A 17453-nucleotide genomic window follows, 5' to 3' on the forward strand; every position below is an offset into this window, starting at 1 on the left:
GAGTACATGGAGACCTTCCCGAAGATCATCTCGGTGGACGACCACACGGTTGAGCCCCCCAACGTCTGGCGGGACCGGCTCCCGTCGAAGTACCGGGACATCGGCCCGCGCATCGTCCGTGCGCCGCTGAAGGAAATGACCTTCATGGGCGGCAGGTTCGCCCCGGTGATGGGCGCGAAGGGGGACGACGGTCCGATAGGCGACTGGTGGGTGTACGAGGATCTGCATCGCCCGTTGACCCGCCTCGACACCGCCGTCGGCTACTCCCGCGACGAGATCAAGCTCGAGGTCATCACGTACGAACAAATGCGTACGGGCTCGTTCAGCGTGCCGGAGCGCCTCGCCGACATGGACGTCAACCACGTCCAGTCCGCGCTCTGCTTCCCGACCTTCCCGCGCTTCTGCGGCCAGACCTTCACCGAGGCCAAGGACCGCGAACTGGGGCTGCTCGGCGTGCGGGCGTACAACGACTGGATGGTCGAGGAGTGGTGCGGTCCCGAGGCGCACGGCCGCCTCATCCCGCTCACGCTGATCCCCCTGTGGGACGCGGAGCTCGCGGCGGCCGAGGTCCGCCGCAACGCGGCGCGGGGAGTGAGGGCCGTGGCCTTCTCGGAGATCCCTCCGCACCTCGGCCTCCCCTCCATCCACACGGACGAGTGGGACCCCCTCCTGCGGGCGTGCGACGAGACCGGGACGGTGGTCGCCATGCACATCGGCTCGTCCTCGAAGATGCCGTCCACCTCGGCGGACGCCCCGCCGGCGGTCGGTTCGACGATCACCTTCGCCAACTGCTGTTTCTCGATGGTCGACTGGCTGATGAGCGGCAAGTTCGAGCGCTTCCCGAACCTGAGGATCATGTACGCGGAGGGCCAGATCGGCTGGATCCCGTACATCCTGGAGCGCGCGAACGTGGTCTGGGAGGAGAACCGCGGCTGGGGCGGCGTGGCGGACAAGGTCCACCGGCCGCCGTCCGAGCTCTTCGCCGAGCATGTCTACGGCTGCTTCTTCGACGACGCGTTCGGGCTGAAGAACCTGGACGCCATCGGGGTCGCGAACGTCCTGTACGAGACGGACTACCCGCACTCCGACTCGACGTGGCCGAAGTCGAAGGAGGTCGGTCAGTCACAGATGGGCCACCTGGCGCCGGACGTGGTGGAGCGGATCGTGCGCGGCAATGCGATCGAGCTGCTGGGGCTTACGGCGGACGGGCTGTGGCCCGGCCCCGGGGCGTAGCCCCTGGCGGTTGGCCCGAGCGTCCCGGCGCCTGAGCCAGCGCCCTGGCGATTTTGCGCCGGCCGCGCTCCCGGCGTTCCCGGCGCGTGCGCCCGGGCAGAGACGGTGGTGGGGGTCTCACCGTGACATTTGTCGGTGCCGCCGCCACCATGTGGGACATGACGCTGCCCCTCGCCGAAGCCGAGAAGATCCTCGCCGACAACTTCGCCCCCTGGGTGCTCGACCTGGGCCTCTCTGTCGTCGAGGCCGGTGAACTCCACGCCGTGCTGCGGCTGCCGTGGTCGGACCGGCTGGCCCGCGAGGGCGGCGGAATCTCCGGGCAGGCCCTCATGGCTGCGGCGGACACCGCCACCGTGATCGCCGTGTCCTCGGCGCGCGGTGCCTTCATCCCGATGACCACCGTGCAGCAGTCCAGTACCTTCCAGCGCGCGGTCATGGGCGCCGATGTGCTGGTCGACGCCCGGATCACCAAGCTCGGCAAGCGGATGGCGTTCGCGGACATCACGATGACGGCCGAGGGCTCCGAGGATGTGGCGGCCCGAGCCTCCACGGTCTACGCCCTGCTCGGCTGAGCCCGGCCGTTCCTGCCCGATGGGCCGTTGTCAGTGGCGGGGTGTTCAATCGGAGGTATGTCCATCAGGCGTGAGCGTGCCAATGTCGATCCCCTTTCCCACCAGCCTCCTGTCCCCGACAAGGAGCTCGTCGTCAGGGGCGAGGACTGGTACGGGCGTGATCTGTCCGGGCAGAGATTCGCGCGCCACACCTTCTACGACTCCGACTGGACCGAGGTCGTCAACGACGGCGGCATTTTCGACGAGTGCACCTTCTCCGGGATCAAGTTCAACGCATCGCGGCACACCCATGCCGCGTTCACCAACTGCACTTTCAAGGGGTGCACCTTCTTCGACACCCGCTTCGAGCAGTGCAAGACCGTCGGCAGCCTCTTCCAGCGGTGCACCTTCAACGTCTTCGCGGTGGCCGGCGGGGACTGGTCCTTCGTCGGGCTGCCGGGGGCCGATCTGCGCAAGGCGGTCTTCGAGGGTGTACGGATGAGGGAGGCAGATCTCACGGCTGCCCGGCTGGAGGGGGCGACCCTCACCGGGGTCGATCTGTCCGGTGCGATGCTGGGCGGCGCCAAGCTCACAGGAGCCGATCTGCGAGGCAGTGATCTGTCCTCGCTCGACCCTCTGACCGTCGAGCTCGCCGGGGCGAAGATCGATCTGGAGCAGGCTGCCGTCATTGCCACCGCGCTGGGGTTGGAAGTGAGCTGATTCCGGCGCCCCTGCGCACACCCCTTGTCTGATGCATCGTCAGGTACGACGATGACCCCCGTCGTCACAATTGACGAAGCGTCAGCTCAGGCAGGGGAGGCTTCGCGGTGCATGTGCAGGTACTGCCCAAGGGACGGCTGTCGTACGGGATGCAGCTCCCGGTCCAGTCGCAGAGCACCATCTACGCCGAGCCGTGGGAGGCCGACGCCGGCGCCGAGGATCTTGCCGAGATCGCCGGGACCGCCGACCGGACCGGGTTCGCCTACCTCGCGACCTGCGACCATGTGGCGATCCCCCGGCGGCTCGCCGGAGCCATGTCGACGGTCTGGTACGACCCGGTCGCGACCCTGTCCTTCCTCGCCGGGATCACCGAGCGCGTCCTGCTGCTCAGCCATGTTGCCGTCGTGGGGTTGCGGCACCCCCTCGTGACCGCCAAGCAGTACGCCACCGTCGACCATCTCTCGGGCGGGCGGCTGATCCTCGGGGTCGGCGCCGGGCATGTGCAGGAGGAGTTCGAGGCGCTGGGCGCCGACTTCGCCGGGCGCGGGCGGGTGCTCGACGAGGCGATCGACGCGCTGAAGGCCGCCCTCGGGCCGGATGAGTACCCGCAGTTCAGCGGCGAACGGTTCTCCTTCAGCGGGCTCGGCCAACGGCCAAGGCCCGTCCAGGAGCGGATCCCCCTCTGGGTGGGCGGCTCCTCGCCCGCCGCTGTGCGCCGGGCCGCCGTACGCGGTGACGGCTGGCTGCCCCAGGGCGACCCGCGTACGAAACTCCCCGCCCAGATAGACAGGCTGAAGGCCCTGCGCCTAGAAGCGGGCATCACCGAACCCGTCGAGATCGGCGCCATCACCGAGCCGCTGTATGTGGGAGACGCGACGTGGGACATCGGGCGGCGCACCCTGACCGGCAAGCCCGACGCCATCGCCGAGTCGCTGCGCGCCTACGCCGCGATGGGCGTGCACCAGATCCAGATCCGGTTCCGCAGCCGGAGCCGCACCGAACTCACCGACCAGATGGCGGCCTTCGCCGCGGACGTTGCTCCGCACCTGAACCGAGGAGAGTGACATGGGAAAGCTCGACGGACGCGTCGTCCTCATCACGGGCGCGGCGCGCGGCCAGGGCGAGCAGGAGGCGCGTCTCTTCGCGGCGGAGGGCGCGAAGGTGGTGCTCGCCGATGTGCTGGACGACCAGGGCGAGGCGCTGGCCAAAGAACTGGGCGAGGAGCTGGGTGAGGGCACTGCCGCGTACGTCCGTCTCGATGTGAGCCGGGAGGCCGACTGGACCGCCGCCGTCGCGGCCGCCAAGGACGCCTTCGGCAAGATCGACGGCCTCGTCAACAACGCCGGAATCCTCCGCTTCAACGAGCTGGTCTCCACCCCGCTGGAGGAGTTCCAGCTCATCACGCAGGTCAACCAGGTCGGCGCCTTCCTCGGCATCCGCAGTGTCGCGCCCGAGATCGAGGCGGCGGGCGGCGGCACGATCGTCAACACCGCCTCGTACACGGCCCTGACGGGCATGGCGGGCGTGGGAGCGTACGCCGCGACCAAGCACGCGATCCTCGGACTGACCAGGGTCGCCGCGCTCGAACTGGCGGCCAGGAAGATCCGGGTCAACGCGATCTGCCCGGGCGCGGTGGACACCCCGATGAGCAATCCGGACGGCGTGGACCCCGAGGCCGTGGCCGAGCTCTACAAGAAGCTGGTGCCGCTGGGCCGGATCGGGCAGCCGGAGGAGGTGGCGAGGCTGGCCCTCTTCCTGAGCAGCGAGGACTCCTCGTACATCACCGGGCAGCCGTTCGTCATCGACGGCGGCTGGCTGGCCGGCGTCGCCCTCTTCTGACTCACCGTCAGGTATTGACGGCGCCTGTGTGCGGTGGAACAGTCGACGGCATCGAGAGATCTGACGGTACGTCAGAAACGTAGGGACGGTGAACCCCCGTGGAATTCGGGCTCTTTGTACAGGGATACGTCGGCAAGCGCGCCGAGACCGACCCGCTCGCCGAACACAAGGCGCTGATGGAGGAGACCGAGTACGTCATCCAGGCGGACAAGTCCGGGTTCAAGTACGCCTGGGCCTCCGAGCACCACTTCCTGGAGGAGTACTCGCACCTCTCGGCCAACGATGTGTTCCTCGGCTACCTCGCCCACGCGACGGACCGGATCCATCTGGGCTCGGGCATCTTCAACCCGCTGGCGCCCGTGAACCACCCCGTGAAGGTCGCCGAGAAGGTCGCGATGCTCGACCATCTCTCCGAAGGCCGCTTCGAGTTCGGGTCGGGTCGGGGCGCCGGCTCGCACGAGATCCTGGGGTTCATACCGGGCGTGACCGATATGAACTACACCAAGGAACTCTGGGAAGAGACCATCGCCGAATTCCCCAAGATGTGGCTCCAGGAGGAGTACGTCGGCTTCCAGGGCAAGCACTGGTCGCTGCCGCCGCGCAAGGTGTTGCCGAAGCCGTACGGGAAGTCCCACCCGGCGATGTGGTACGCGGCCGGGTCGCCGCCGTCGTACGCCATGGCCGCGAAGAAGGGGCTCGGCGTCCTCGGCTTCAGCGTGCAGAAGGTCTCCGACATGGAGTGGGTGCTGGAGCAGTACAAGACGGCGATCATCGAGGCGGAGCCGGTCGGTGACTTCGTCAACGACAACGTGATGGTGACATCGACGGCGATCTGCGCGCCGACGCACGAGGAGGCGGTGCGCATCGCCGCGGGCGGCGGGCTGCACTATCTCCAGTCGCTGGTCTTCCGCTACCACGACACGTTCCCGCGGCCCGAGGGCTTCCCGGTGTGGCCGGAGACCCTGCCCGAGTTCAACGAGGAGATCATCGAACTCCTCATCGCCGAGGAACTGCTGATCTGCGGCGACCCGGACGAGGTCCTGACCCAGTGCAAGCGGTGGGAGCAGGCGGGGGCGGACCAGCTGAGCTTCGGGCTGCCGATCGGGATCTCGCGGGAGGACACGCTGAGGTCGATCCGGCTGATCGGTGAGCATGTGATCCCGAAGATCGACACGGATCCGGTGCACAGGACGACGAGGTTCCGCGAGGCGTCGGGGTCGTAGCGCGTGCCCTTTCCCCGCCCCGGCTCCGTGCCGCGTTCTCGGGGCTCCGCCCCGAACCCCGCGCCTCAAACGCCGGCGGGGCTGATCTCGGGGGCTCCGCCCCCGCACCCCGCGCCTCAAACGCCGGCGGGGCTGATCTCGGGGGCTCCGCCCCCGCACCCCCGCTCCTCAATCGCCGGAGGGGCTTAATTTGCCCGGCCGAGGTTGTGTTCAGGCCGGACAAGCAGGCTCCCGGCGATTGCAAAACGGACGGGCCGGAAAATCAAGCCCGTCCGGCGATTGAGGACACGCGGCCGAAGGTCGCGTTCGGGGGTCCAGGGGGCGAAGCCCCGAGGCCGCGAACCCGGCGCTCGGGGGTCTGGGGGCTTGCCCCCAGTTACGGGATGGGGGTACCTCACACGGCCGCCAGGCCGTAGGGGGAGGGCGGGTAGGGGAAAAGCCCCCCGCCCACAGACCGGCGGCGGCCTCCCGGACCGCCGCCCCCCGCCCCGGCCGGAGCCCCCCTCGGCAGCGGCCTGCCGCGGTGGCGCCCCGGCCGGGGCCACGAACCATCCGCGTACGGAAGGGATCCGTCATGCTCGACCACCTCATTCGCGCGGCGACCGTCGTGGACGGGACCGGCGCGCCCGCGTACGTCGCCGACGTAGGGATACGGGACGGCCGCATCGCCCTCATCGCCGCCCCCGGGACCGTCGTCGAGGAGGCCGTGACGAGCGAGGACGCGTCCGGGCTCGTCCTCACGCCCGGGTTCGTCGACCCGCACACGCACTACGACGCGCAGCTGTTCTGGGACCCGTACGCCACCCCTTCCATGAGCCACGGCGTGACCACCGTCGCGGGCGGCAACTGCGGCTTCACGCTTGCCCCCTTGAACCCCGCCCGGCCCGGGGACGCCGACTACACGCGCCGCATGATGTCCAAGGTCGAGGGCATGTCGCTGGTCGCCCTCGAGGAGGGCGCGCCCTGGAACTGGCACACCTTCGGCGAGTACCTGGACGCCCTGGACGGCCGGATCGCCGTCAACGCGGGCTTCATGGTGGGCCACTGCGCCCTGCGCAGGTACGTCATGGGCCCGGACGCGGTCGGTGGTCGGCCCACCCTCGAGCAGCTGGAGGAGATGCTCAGGCTCTTCCACGACGCGATGGACGCGGGCGCGTGGGGCCTGTCCACCACCCAGTCCTCCACCCACTCCGACGGAGACGGCAAACCCGTCGCATCGCGCCATGCCGAGCCGGAAGAACTCCTCGCACTGTCGCGCGCCGTCGCCGAGCACGAGGGCACCCAGCTCGAAGCGATCGTCGCGGGCTGCCTCGACCAGTTCAGCGACGAGGAGATCGATCTCTTCGTCGGGATGACCGCGGCCGCGGGACGGCCGCTGAACTGGAACGTCCTCACCATCGACGCCTCCGTCCCCGAGCGCGTCCCGCGCCAGCTGATCGCCGGTGAGCGCGCCCGCCGGAGCGGCGGCCGGATCGTGGCCCTCACCATGCCGATCCTCACGCCCATGAACATGTCGCTCGGCACCTTCTGCGCGCTGAATCTGATCCCGGGCTGGGGCGAGATCCTCGGCCTGCCCGTCCCCGAGCGGATCGGGAAACTCCGCGACCCTGCCGTACGCGCCGAAATGCTCCTGCGGGCCGACTCCAAGGAGGCCGGCGTCTTCCGCCGCCTCGCCGACTTCGGCCGCTACGTCATCGGCGACACCTACTCCAAGGAGAACGAGGGCCTCAGCGGGCGGGTGGTGAAGGACATCGCGGCCGAGCGCGGGCAGGACGCCTTCCACTGCCTCGTCGACATCTGCGCCAACGACGAGCTGCGTACGGTCCTTTGGCCCATGCCCACCGACAACGACCCCGCCTCCTGGGAGCTGCGCCGGCGGACCTGGCAGCACGAGGACGTCATGCTCGGCGGCTCCGACGCGGGCGCGCACCTGGACCGGATGTGCGGGGCGCCGTACACCACCCGCTTCATCGGCGACTGTCTGCGCGGCCGCAAGCTCGTCGGCCTGGAGGAGGCGGTGAAGATGCTGACCGACGACCCCGCGCGCCTCTTCGGCCTGCGCGAGCGCGGCCGTGTGCACGAGGGCTGGCACGCGGATCTGGTCCTGTTCGACCCGGCACGGATCGAGGCAGGCCCGGCGACGCTCGTACATGATCTGCCGGGCGACAGCCCGCGCCTGGACGCGAAGGCGATCGGCATCGTGTCGGTGCGGGTCAACGGCGTCGAGACGATACGGGACGACCGGGTGACGGGCGCGGTGCCGGGCAAGGTGCTGCGCTCGGGCCGTGACACAAGGACGGTGTCAACCAAGTGAACAGCCAAGTGAACGGCCAAGTGAACGACCCACAGCGGCTGTACCCACAACGGCTGTTCATCGCGGGAGAGTGGGTCGAGCCGGACGGCGGCCACTACGAGGTGATCAACCCGGCGACCGAGGAAGTCGTGGGGCTCGCACCGGAAGCGAGCCGCGAGCAGGTGTACGCCGCGGCCGACGCCGCCCGCGAGGCCTTCACCGGCTGGTCGCGCACGAAACCGGAGGAGCGTGCCCGGATCCTCGACGCGGCCGCCGACATCATCCAGCGCGAGGCCGAGCCGTACGCCGCCCTCGCCCGCGCCGAGAGCGGCGCGACCACCGCCACCGCGCGCGGCATGCAGGTCGCGGTGGGCGCGGCACGCTTCCGGCGGTATGCGAAGGGCGCGCTTGAGCCGGTGGAGCAGGCGCTGCCCCCGCAGATCAACGCCGCGGGCCCGATGGGGAAGGCGGGCGTTTTCGGCGCGCTCGCCGTACGCCGCCCGGTCGGCGTCGTCACCTGCATCACCTCGTACAACAACCCGTGGGCCAACCCGGCCGGCAAGGTCGCGCCCGCGCTCGCGATGGGCAACACGGTCGTGGTGAAGCCCGCCCCGCAGGATCCGCTCTCCGTCTACCGCCTGGCCGAGGCCCTGATGGAAGCGGGCGCGCCGCCGGGCGTCGTGAATGTGGTGACCGGCTCCGCACCCGCTGTCGGCGAGGCCGCAGTCGACTCCCCGGACGTCGACATGGTCAGCTTCACCGGCTCGACGGCCGTCGGGCAGCGCATCGCCGAGGTCTGCGGCCGCGGTATGAAGCGCCAGCTGATGGAGCTGGGCGGCAAGGGCGCGGCACTTGTCTTCGACGACGCGGACGTGGATTCCGCGGTGCTGGGCATCGGGACCACGTTCTCCTTCTACAGCGGTCAGATCTGTACGGCGCCGACGCGCGTGATCGCGCAGCGCGGCATCTACGACCTCCTGGTCGAGAAGCTGACCGGCTATCTGACGTACATGAGGGTCGGCGACCCGGCGGAGCAGGGCACCGTGGTCGGCCCCGTCATCTCCGCGGCCCACCGCGACCGGGTCGAGTCGTACATCGAACTGGGCAAGAAGGAGGGTGCGCGCCTGGTCGCGGGCGGCGAACGTCCCGCGCACGCGAGGGGCTTCTACGTCGCCCCGACGCTCTTCGCGGACTGCACGAACGACATGCGGGTGGTGCGGGAGGAGATCTTCGGCCCGGTGGTGGTGGTCGTGCCCTTCGACGACGAGGAGGAGGGCGTGGCGCTGGCGAACGACAGCGACTACGGCCTGCTCGACTACGTCTGGTCGGGCGATGTGGCGCGGGCGTTCCGGGTGGCGGGCCTGCTGCGGGCCGGGGGCGTCGGGGTCAACACCATCGGCCGCAATATGGAGGCGCCGTTCGGGGGCTTCAAGAGGAGCGGTGTGGGCCGGGACGTGGGGTCGTACGCGCTGCATGCCTACAGCGAGATGCAGGCGGTGGTGTGGCCCGGCTGAGGCCTTCCCCACTGTGCGCCGGGCTCGGCGAGGCGCCGCGGAGCAGCCCACGCCGGCTGTGCCCGTGACGGGTGTGCGCACCTGCTCACCGTCCCGAACCCGCCCGCGCTGCCAATCGCCCCAGCACCCTCCGCCCCGCTCGCCCCACCCCCACCGGCACCAGCGCCGCGCGGCCCGGGATGCGGATGCCCCCGGTGAAGGCCACCCGCGTCGCAGCCCTGTCGGCCGACGGGGTCGCCGCCACTCCGATCAGGACGAAGCGGCTCTGGAGCCAGACCCAGCCGGGTCGGCGTACGCCGTCGAAGCGGGCCCGCATGCCGAAGCGGCTGCGTGCCACCGCCTCCACGCGGTCGCCGTCGATCCGGGTCACCCGGAGGCGGCTCATGTCCGGGACCAGGCGGCCCAGCTCGCCGTCCAGGTCGGACAGGAGCGGCCAGATCTCCTCATACGGCGCGGGGATCTCGCGTTCGGTGACGCGGGCGCCGCGCACCCCCGCAGCCAGTGCGTACAGTCGACGGACCGGGTCGAGTTCAGCGGCCGTGGGCCAGTTGACGGTCATGACGACCACGCCTTCCTGAAGGAGTCCCGGGCCCGGTGCAGCCGTGACTTGACGGTGCCGACGCGCAGGCCGAGCAGGTCGGCCGCGGACTGCTCGTCGAAGCCCTCGATGTCCCGCAGGACGAGCACGGCCCGGTGCTCGGGCGAGAGCCGGGTCAGTACGTCCCCGATGTCTGCGGCGAGTTGGGGATCGCCGCGCTGCGGCAGCGTCTCGAGGTCGGCGGGCATGGCACGGGCGGACCTGCGCGCCACCCGGACCGCCTCGCGGCAGGCGATTGCCCGGACCCACCCGTACAGCGCCGCGGGCTCCCGCAGCGAGCGCAGTCCGTGGAAGACCGCGACCAGCGTCTCCTGGACCGCGTCCGGGCCGTCGGCGAGCGCGATCGGGGTGCAGATACGGCCCACGTACGGGGTGAGGACGTCGAGGAGATCGTTCATCGCGATGGTGTCGCCGCGCTGGGCAGCGCGCACCAGCCGCCGTGCCTCGTCACGCTCTGCGGAGTCACGCTCTACGACGTCACTCACTCCGCTCCCTCGCCACGCGCAGGGCCGCGGCCGCCAGGGCCAGGCACAGCGGTGTGTAGAGCGCCAGGTTCAGCCAGTAGAAGGTGCTGCCCGCGCCTTCTTCGAGCCCCGCGCGAAACCCGAGCGCCCAAGCCAGACCGGCCAGTCCGCGAACGGCGGTGCCACCCGCCACCGCCACGGTCCCCGCATGGAGCAGCCGGCCCCAGCGGTGGGACCGGCCGAGCCGCGCCCGCGCGGTCACCAGGCCCGCCGCCGTGAACAGCAGCGCCGCCAGCGGCAGCAGCACCGGCGGAGTGAACGGTGCGTCGATGCCGAGCACCGCGTACGAGAGGGCCTTCGGGTCGTCGGCCGGCCAGTGACTGCCCGTCGCCCAGAACACATGCAGCAGTCCGTCGGCGGTCAGTACGGCCGCCACAGCCGCGGCGGCACGCCGGTTCGTCTCCATCAAGGCCATCGGACCTCCTCGGTGAGCGGATGCGTCACCCCACAGAGGAGCCGAACCGGCGATTCGTTCCCACCGATCTACGTGCCGAGGAAGATCGGGTTGGTGAAGGCGGCGAGCGGGCCCGGCAGACCTGGGACCACCACCGCGTGCCGCACCTCCGCCCGTACGTACGCCGCGTAGGAGGCCGTCGTACGCCACTGAACCGTCCCCGTCCCGGACGCCGCGAGCGCCGCCGTGTGCAGCACGCCCTGGTCGGTCACGAAGCGCACCGAGCAGTCCGGAGCACCCGTGACCTCCAGACGTACCGTCACCGGGTCGTCGGCCTCGACGTGCAGTCGCTCGCCGATGCCCGCGTGCTGGCCGCGCCCGCCCGCCGCCGAGAAGTCGAGCGAGACCGCCTTCGACTCGGCGACATAGCTGCGCCCGGCCCGGATGCCGTCGAGGATCGCGTCGCGGGTGAGACTCTCGGCGAGGACGACGGTCTGCGGGGTGCCGACCGGGTCCGGGTGGCGGTGCGCGTCGCTGTTGCCCATCGCCGGGGTCCAGCGCCGTCCGGAGCGTACGGACGCGACCAGCGTGTTGTCCCAGGACTGGAGGGAGACCTCGTCGTCGGGGGTGTACGCGCCGTTCCACACCTCCACCGCGTCCGCCTCGCCGAAGCCGAACTTCCAGTTGCAGCCGATGCAGGTGGCGTGCGGATGGGCCGGGACGACCAGGCCGCCCGCGCGGCGGATCACGCGGGCGTAGTGGCCGAAACGGTTGTCGCGGGCCCGGTAGCGCCAGTCGACGAAGGTCCCCGGGTCGGTGCCGAGCGCGACCACGTGCCCGTTGCGCGTGGTGACCTCCTCACCCGTGAGGATCAGCAGGTCGTCGCCCGCCTGGTCGGCCCAGTGCGGGTGCGCGGCGTGCGTGTTGTGCTCGGAGGTGTTGATGAAGTCGAGCCCCGCGGCGCGGGCGAGCGCGGCGATCTCGGCGGGGGTGCGCTTGCCGTCCGAGTACCAGGAGTGCAGATGGCAGTCGCCGCGGTACCAGTCGCGGCCGCGCCCCTTGGCCCGCTCCGGCGGATAGACCGGGCTCGGGGTCTTGCCGGGCGCGCCGTAGCGCAGCGTGATGGTGACTTCGTACGCGAGACCCAGCGGCGCGACCGTGTACGGCCCCAGTGCGATGCTCCAGGTCCCGGGGCGCACCGGCCCCGGGATGTAGCCGGGCGTCGCGTCGTCCGCGCGGATGAAGAACTCCGTACGAGCGCCGCCCGACCAGCCGCGGAAGCCCTTCCCGCCGAGCTCGGTGCCGCGCTCGTCGAAGATGCCGATGTCGAGGGCGTTGCCCTGGGTGCCGGCCGGGACGACCGGCCGTTCGTAGGTGTACGAGACGTGGAGCTCGCGTACGCCGAGCGGGATCTCGACGGGCAGATAGACGAAGTCGGGGGAGCCGGGCGGCAGCGTGCCGCGTACGACCTGGGTGTGTTCGTCGTCGGTGTTCTCGCCGTTGCCCGGGTTCGGGACGGCGTTCGCGAAGCTCACAGTGCCCAACGTAAGCGCCGCAGCGGCTCCCGTCACCAGCAGTCCGCGTCTACCCATAGCGTGTTGTCCCGCGTGTTGTCCCGCGTGTCGTGCCGAGTGTTCGTCGTTGCACATGCCGTCGGCTCCCCAGGGTGTTGAGAAGGACAGAGGTGATGCACTCAAACCCTGGTATTGAGCCGTGAACGGCCGTGCAAGGGAAGGGGATTGGCAGGTTGCGCCGATGTTGCGGGTGTTGGTGTTGCGGGATGCTTCGCAGGCCGCCCGAGAACCTCATGCCCTGGCATGCTCCGCGACCGCCGGCACCCGCCGCACCCGCCGCTTGCCCACCTTGCTGCCCACCAGGCCCAGCAGGAAGGCCGTCGGCATCGACACGAGGGCGACCGTCTGGAGCGGGAACCAGTCGAGGTGCCAGTCGGGGAAGAGCGACATGGGGCTTCCGGAGAAGACCGGGCCGGAGATCTGGAGTCCGATGGCGCTGAACAGGCCTCCGTACAGCGTCCAGAGCAGGCCGGTTCGCGTGTAGCCGCTCCAGAACAGGGAGTACACCAGTGCCGGAAGCAGGCAGGAGGCCGCCACTGCCAGGGAGAGAGCCGACAGGAAGAGGACGTTCCATCCCTGGACCCAGACCGCCAGACCGATGCTCAGTACTCCGACGCCGGCGGACGCCAGTCGTGCGGCGGCCACCTCTCGGCCCTCGGTTGTGCGTCCACGGCGCAGGACATGCGTGTACAGGTCGTGGGCGACCGCCCCCGCGGCTGCCAGGGTGACGCTCGCTACGACGGCCAGCGTGGTGAGGAACACGGCGGACGAAACCAGGACGACGAGCACTGCCCCGCCCGTGTCGGTGGCCGAGCCGCCCGCCAGCTCGCTGGTGAGCAGCAGCAGGGTGCTGTTGCCTCCCGGATCCGCGGCCATGATCGCCGGGGCTCCGATCAACGCGGCGGCTGCCAGGCCCATCAGCCCCAGGGTGAGGCAGAAACCGCCGACGATGACGATGGTGTGGCGCACGGTGCGGCGCGCGGTGGCCGCGTCGGGAGCGGCGTTGAGCTGCATGGCGACGTGGGGCAGGCACGCCGCTCCCAGCACGATGGTGATCATCAGGCCGATGAAGTCGAGGGTGCCTTCCGGCTCGGTGCTGCTTGCGAACCGGAGGCCGGGGCGCATATAGCCGGCGGGACGGCCGCTGCCCACTCCGGCGGCGTCGACCAGGGAGTCGGTGTTCCAGTGGAAACGATGGAGCAGTACGGCCGTCACAGCCAGGGCCGCGCCGAGCAGCACCACCGTCTTGATCACCTGAATCACGACCGTGCCACGCATGCCGCCGAACACCGTGGCGCAGACGACCAGTAGGCCGATCATGACGACGGCTGTCTGTTCCGCGCCCGGACCGGACACCCCAAGCAGCGTCGTGGTGGTCACTCCCGCACCGGAGAGCTGCACGACCAGGTACGGCACGCAGACGCTCAAGGTCACGACGGCGGCCGCGATCCGCACGGCGGGCCCCGGGGTCCGCAGGGCGAAGGTGTCTCCCAGCGTGTAGCCGACGCGCTCGCGCAGGGGAGTGGCGAGCAGCAGGAGCACCCCGAGTGACAGCAGGGTGCACAGGGCGATGAACAGGCCGTCGTAGCCGAAGACCGCGACGCTTCCCGTGGTCCCGAGCACCGTGGCCGCGGACAGGTACACGCCGGACAGCACGAGAGCCCCCCGCACGGGACGCAATCTGCGACTGGCTGTGTAGAAGTCGTTGACCCGGTCTCTCTCAGGGCCACTGAGAACGCAGATGAACAAGATGGGGACGATGAACGCCAGGAAGCCCCCGAGGACCAGGGCGCGGGTGTCGGTGTCCAGGAGGCTGGGCGCGGTGAGCAGGTTGTCAGCGTTCATCAGTACTGCTCCACGTCCTGCTCGTACGGGGCGCGTCCGTCCTTGCGGCGGTCGTACCGCGCCGCCGTCCACAGCAGCAGGAAAACCTGGAGGAGGAGCGCCAGCATGCCGACGTTCGTCTGTCCCCAGACACGGTTGCTGAGGAAGTCTTCGGCGGAGCAGGCGAGAACCAGATGTACGCCGAGGGTCAAGCCGTTGACCAGGGCGAAGCTCATGCCTGGGCGGGGTGGCCGTGGCTGCTGATGTAGGTGGTGGGCGTGCTCATAGGCCATGGCGGTCTCCTGGCGGGCGTTGCTGGTTCCCTGTGCTGGGGGCTCACCAGAACACGTGCAACCAGGCCCGTCCATGCGCTGGGCTCGGGCTGTTGTCCGTTCCCAATGCTGCTAGGAGATCGATGTGCTGCTGCCCAATCTCTCGTAGCCGGTGCCGCTGTTGCCGAGTGCGACAGCCGGTCCGAGGAGCAGGTGGGCGTCGAGCGCGAGGGTCAGTTGCACCAGGTCGCGAGGGCGGGCGAGCACCAGGCCGGTGATCTGCTCGAAGCGGCGCAGGCGGTTGAGCACGGTGTTGCGATGGCAGAACATGCGCCGGGCGGCTTGGGCGGCGGAGCCGCCGTTCTCGATCCAGATACGGAGGGTGTCGAGCAGTGTGTCGCGGTCGGCGGGTTCCAGGTCGTACACGGGCCGCAGCACCTGGCGGGCCAGTTCGGCGGACAGGTCGGGACGCGAGATCAGCAGCCCGTCGGGCATGCGGGCGTCGAGCCGCGCGACCTCACCGTCGGCGCGGCACGTGCCGAGGGCGAGGCCGGCCATGTCACGCGCTCGGGGCAGGCTGTCGAGACCCTGGACGACCGGGCTGATTCCGATACGGAGCCCGGGGCCGGCGTCCAGTCCGGAAGCGAGCACGTCCAGTGGGAGGTCGCCCAGATGGACGACGAGCACGTCGCTCTGTCCGTAGTTGTGGCGCAGGATCCGGATGCCGCGAAGCTCCGGGGTGCTTTCGGGGACGCGGCCGTACGGTGGCGTGGCCTTCAGCACCGCCACCGCGAAACGTCCGTCGTGCGGCAGATCGAGGATGGCCGCCGCGTCCTTGGTGAACTGGGGTTCGTTGCGGCCCTCCAGCAGCGCGGCGAGGATCAGCCGGACTCGTTCTCCGTGCCGGCTGGCGACGCCCTGGGCGACCTGCCGGTAGGCGTCGGCGAGCATGACGGCTTCGCGGTCGTTCTGCTTCCACACCAGCTCGGCCACGTGCACGAGTTGACGCATGTTGCCGAGCCCGTCACGCTCCACCGTGCTGACGATTCCGCTCCAGACCTCCGAGCCGGCGACCCGGTAGGCGTGCAGCACTTCGTCGAGGGGGCGGCCCTGTTCCGCTCGTCGTCTGCCGAGCTCTCTGGTGTACCGCTCGACGTCCACGATCCTGCCCGGATCCAGGCTGACCTCCAGCCCGAGCCTGATGCCCTGGCCGACGGTCTGCCGCAGGTCGGGGGGCGCGAGCACGGGGTCGGCGTAGTAGGGCACCTCGGCGCGGATCTGGTCCACGACGGTGTCGGCGAGTTCCGTGCCGCGGTTCAGGAGACGGCGGCAGACCCGGTCGAAGAGTTCGAGGGGTTCGAGAGGCCCGAGCGGCTCAAGCGGCTCAAGCGACTCGAGAGGAGGGACGGGACTGGTGTAACTGGTGTACATGAGCCCTCCAGCGTTGGGAGGCCATCATGCTAAGCGGTTGGTTAGTCCATGGCGGCGACTAGGCCAAACCGTGATGATTCCGTGCATGAAGCGGTACGAAGGGTTCCAGTCGGGCCTGAAGCCGGGCCCTTACGTAGGCCCTGTCCGGCCGATCTTGCCGGGCTCGCTGATCCAGCCTGATCGACCGGACAGGAACTAGTCGCTGCTCCGCTTCCGGCGGGACAGCAGCAGTGCGACGACGACGAGCAGCGCGATGGCGATGATCAGGCCGATGACCAGCCCGGACCCGAAGCCCTTCTTCTTCTTTTTCTTCTTCTTGCTCTTGCGGCCCTCACTGACGGTGGTGACGTCCGCCTGGGTGACGGTCGAACCGGCCTCGGGCGCCGCGGCCGGGGCTTGGTGCACCACGGCGACCGCGGTGGTGCGGGCGGGCGACGACGCCGAGGCGACGGGCGCACCCGCCAGCAGGGCTCCGGACAGCACAAGTGCCGTGGTGGCGATGCGCAGACGCATCATGATGTGGTTCCTCCCCGTGGTTGCCGGGCTCTCGGCATGTGGCACCGTACGGCATACCGTTGGCCGTCACCAGAGACGATGACGGAGGGTTCCGTATGCGGATCTCGACCACGATCTTCCTCACGGACGAGACGATCACGCCGGTGCGACTCGCCCGCGAGCTGGAGGAGCGCGGCTTCGGCGGGCTCTATCTTCCCGAGCACACCCACATCCCGGTGGAGCGGGCGACCCCGTACCCCGCGGGCGGCGAACTGCCGCCCGAGTACGGCCGCACCCTGGACCCCCTCGTCGCCCTCGGCCAGGCCGCGGCAGTCACCTCGCAGCTCGGCCTCGGCACGGGTATCACGCTGATCGCCCAGCACGACCCGATCGACCTCGCCAAGCAGGTCGCGACCCTCGACCACCTGTCGGGCGGGCGTTTCACGCTCGGCATCGGCTACGGCTGGAACAGGGAGGAAGCCGCGGACCACGGCGTGGAGTGGTCGACGCGGCGGGAGCTGGGGCGGGACCGGATGGCGCTGATGCGCGCGCTGTGGGCGTCCGAACCGACGGCGTACAAGGGCGAGTTCGGTTCCGTACGGGCGTCGTACGCCTACCCGAAGCCCACGGGCGGCGCGCCCCGCACCCTCATCGGCGGCGCGGCCGGCCCGAAGCTCTTCGCCCACATCGCCGAGTCCGCGGACGGCTGGCTCCCGATCGGCGGCCGAGGCCTTTCGGAGTCGGTTCCGGTGCTCCGGGCCGCCTGGGAATCGGCGGGCCGCGACCCGGAGACCTTGCAGGTGGTGCCGTACGCGGTCCTGCCGTCGCCCGGGAAGCTGGCGCACTACGCGGAGTTGGGCGTGGCGGAAGTGGTGCTGCAACTGCCGCCGGGGGGCGAGGCGGAGGTACTGCGGGCGCTGGACGAGTACGCGCAGTACGTGTGATCCCCGGGCCCGCCCGGCGCCTGG

At 70.2% G+C, this 17453-nt stretch carries 17 protein-coding genes; 9 read left to right on the forward strand and 8 right to left on the reverse strand.

What is annotated here, in order from left to right:
* Positions 1–6: 6 nt before the first annotated feature.
* The 8 genes from OG729_RS22460 to OG729_RS22495 all read left to right on the forward strand — a co-directional run bounded on the left by OG729_RS22460 (position 7) and on the right by OG729_RS22495 (position 9373).
* Positions 7–1233: an amidohydrolase family protein gene (locus OG729_RS22460; protein ID WP_360867726.1), complete on the forward strand. Its 1227-nt coding sequence runs from the start codon at positions 7–9 to the stop codon at positions 1231–1233.
* Positions 1234–1391: 158 nt separating this feature from the next.
* Positions 1392–1805, forward strand: coding sequence for a PaaI family thioesterase (locus tag OG729_RS22465; protein ID WP_405807848.1), 414 nt, complete (start codon positions 1392–1394; stop codon positions 1803–1805).
* Between the two features lie 57 nt (positions 1806–1862).
* Positions 1863–2504, forward strand: a complete 642-nt coding sequence (locus OG729_RS22470; protein ID WP_360867720.1) for a pentapeptide repeat-containing protein — start codon at positions 1863–1865, stop codon at positions 2502–2504.
* A gap of 149 nt (positions 2505–2653) precedes the next feature.
* Complete coding sequence (locus OG729_RS22475; RefSeq protein WP_405811234.1) at positions 2654–3568, forward strand: LLM class F420-dependent oxidoreductase; 915 nt, start codon at positions 2654–2656, stop codon at positions 3566–3568.
* A gap of 1 nt (position 3569) precedes the next feature.
* On the forward strand, positions 3570–4343 hold the full coding sequence (locus OG729_RS22480) for an SDR family NAD(P)-dependent oxidoreductase (protein WP_405807849.1): 774 nt from the start codon (positions 3570–3572) through the stop codon (positions 4341–4343).
* 98 nt (positions 4344–4441) lie between these two features.
* Complete coding sequence (locus tag OG729_RS22485; RefSeq protein ID WP_360867715.1) at positions 4442–5566, forward strand: LLM class flavin-dependent oxidoreductase; 1125 nt, start codon at positions 4442–4444, stop codon at positions 5564–5566.
* Positions 5567–6140: 574 nt separating this feature from the next.
* Positions 6141–7880, forward strand: coding sequence for an amidohydrolase family protein (locus OG729_RS22490; protein WP_405807850.1), 1740 nt, complete (start codon positions 6141–6143; stop codon positions 7878–7880).
* The gene (locus tag OG729_RS22495; protein WP_405807851.1) at positions 7877–9373 is read left to right on the forward strand and encodes an aldehyde dehydrogenase family protein; all 1497 of its coding nucleotides are present in this window, start codon (positions 7877–7879) and stop codon (positions 9371–9373) included. Before OG729_RS22490 ends, OG729_RS22495 begins: the two co-directional genes overlap by 4 nt.
* Positions 9374–9458: 85 nt before the next feature.
* On the opposite strand, the gene OG729_RS22500 is transcribed toward OG729_RS22495, so the two are convergent.
* The 8 genes from OG729_RS22500 to OG729_RS22535 form a co-directional block, all read right to left on the reverse strand.
* Complete coding sequence (locus tag OG729_RS22500) at positions 9459–9932, reverse strand: hypothetical protein (RefSeq protein WP_405807852.1); 474 nt, start codon at positions 9930–9932, stop codon at positions 9459–9461.
* Complete coding sequence (locus OG729_RS22505) at positions 9929–10369, reverse strand: RNA polymerase sigma factor (protein WP_405811236.1); 441 nt, start codon at positions 10367–10369, stop codon at positions 9929–9931. Before OG729_RS22505 ends, OG729_RS22500 begins: the two co-directional genes overlap by 4 nt.
* Positions 10370–10448: 79 nt before the next feature.
* Positions 10449–10910, reverse strand: coding sequence for a DUF3995 domain-containing protein (locus OG729_RS22510; protein WP_405807853.1), 462 nt, complete (start codon positions 10908–10910; stop codon positions 10449–10451).
* Positions 10911–10978: 68 nt separating this feature from the next.
* Positions 10979–12538, reverse strand: coding sequence for a CehA/McbA family metallohydrolase (locus OG729_RS22515; protein WP_405807854.1), 1560 nt, complete (start codon positions 12536–12538; stop codon positions 10979–10981).
* A gap of 156 nt (positions 12539–12694) precedes the next feature.
* Positions 12695–14308, reverse strand: coding sequence for a cation acetate symporter (locus OG729_RS22520; protein ID WP_360867702.1), 1614 nt, complete (start codon positions 14306–14308; stop codon positions 12695–12697).
* Complete coding sequence (locus OG729_RS22525; protein WP_360867700.1) at positions 14308–14523, reverse strand: hypothetical protein; 216 nt, start codon at positions 14521–14523, stop codon at positions 14308–14310. Before OG729_RS22525 ends, OG729_RS22520 begins: the two co-directional genes overlap by 1 nt.
* A gap of 168 nt (positions 14524–14691) precedes the next feature.
* Positions 14692–15990, reverse strand: a complete 1299-nt coding sequence (locus OG729_RS22530) for a PucR family transcriptional regulator (RefSeq protein ID WP_405807855.1) — start codon at positions 15988–15990, stop codon at positions 14692–14694.
* A 195-nt stretch (positions 15991–16185) separates the two neighbouring features.
* Positions 16186–16506 (reverse strand): hypothetical protein, encoded by a 321-nt coding sequence (locus OG729_RS22535; protein WP_405807856.1) that lies wholly within the window; start codon positions 16504–16506, stop codon positions 16186–16188.
* A 95-nt stretch (positions 16507–16601) separates the two neighbouring features.
* On the opposite strand from OG729_RS22535, the gene OG729_RS22540 reads away from it, so the two are divergent.
* On the forward strand, positions 16602–17429 hold the full coding sequence (locus tag OG729_RS22540) for an LLM class F420-dependent oxidoreductase (RefSeq protein ID WP_405807857.1): 828 nt from the start codon (positions 16602–16604) through the stop codon (positions 17427–17429).
* The last annotated feature ends 24 nt before the right edge of the window (positions 17430–17453 follow it).

The organism is Streptomyces sp. NBC_00210 (assembly GCF_045160975.1).
Classification (GTDB): Bacteria; Actinomycetota; Actinomycetes; order Streptomycetales; family Streptomycetaceae; genus Streptomyces.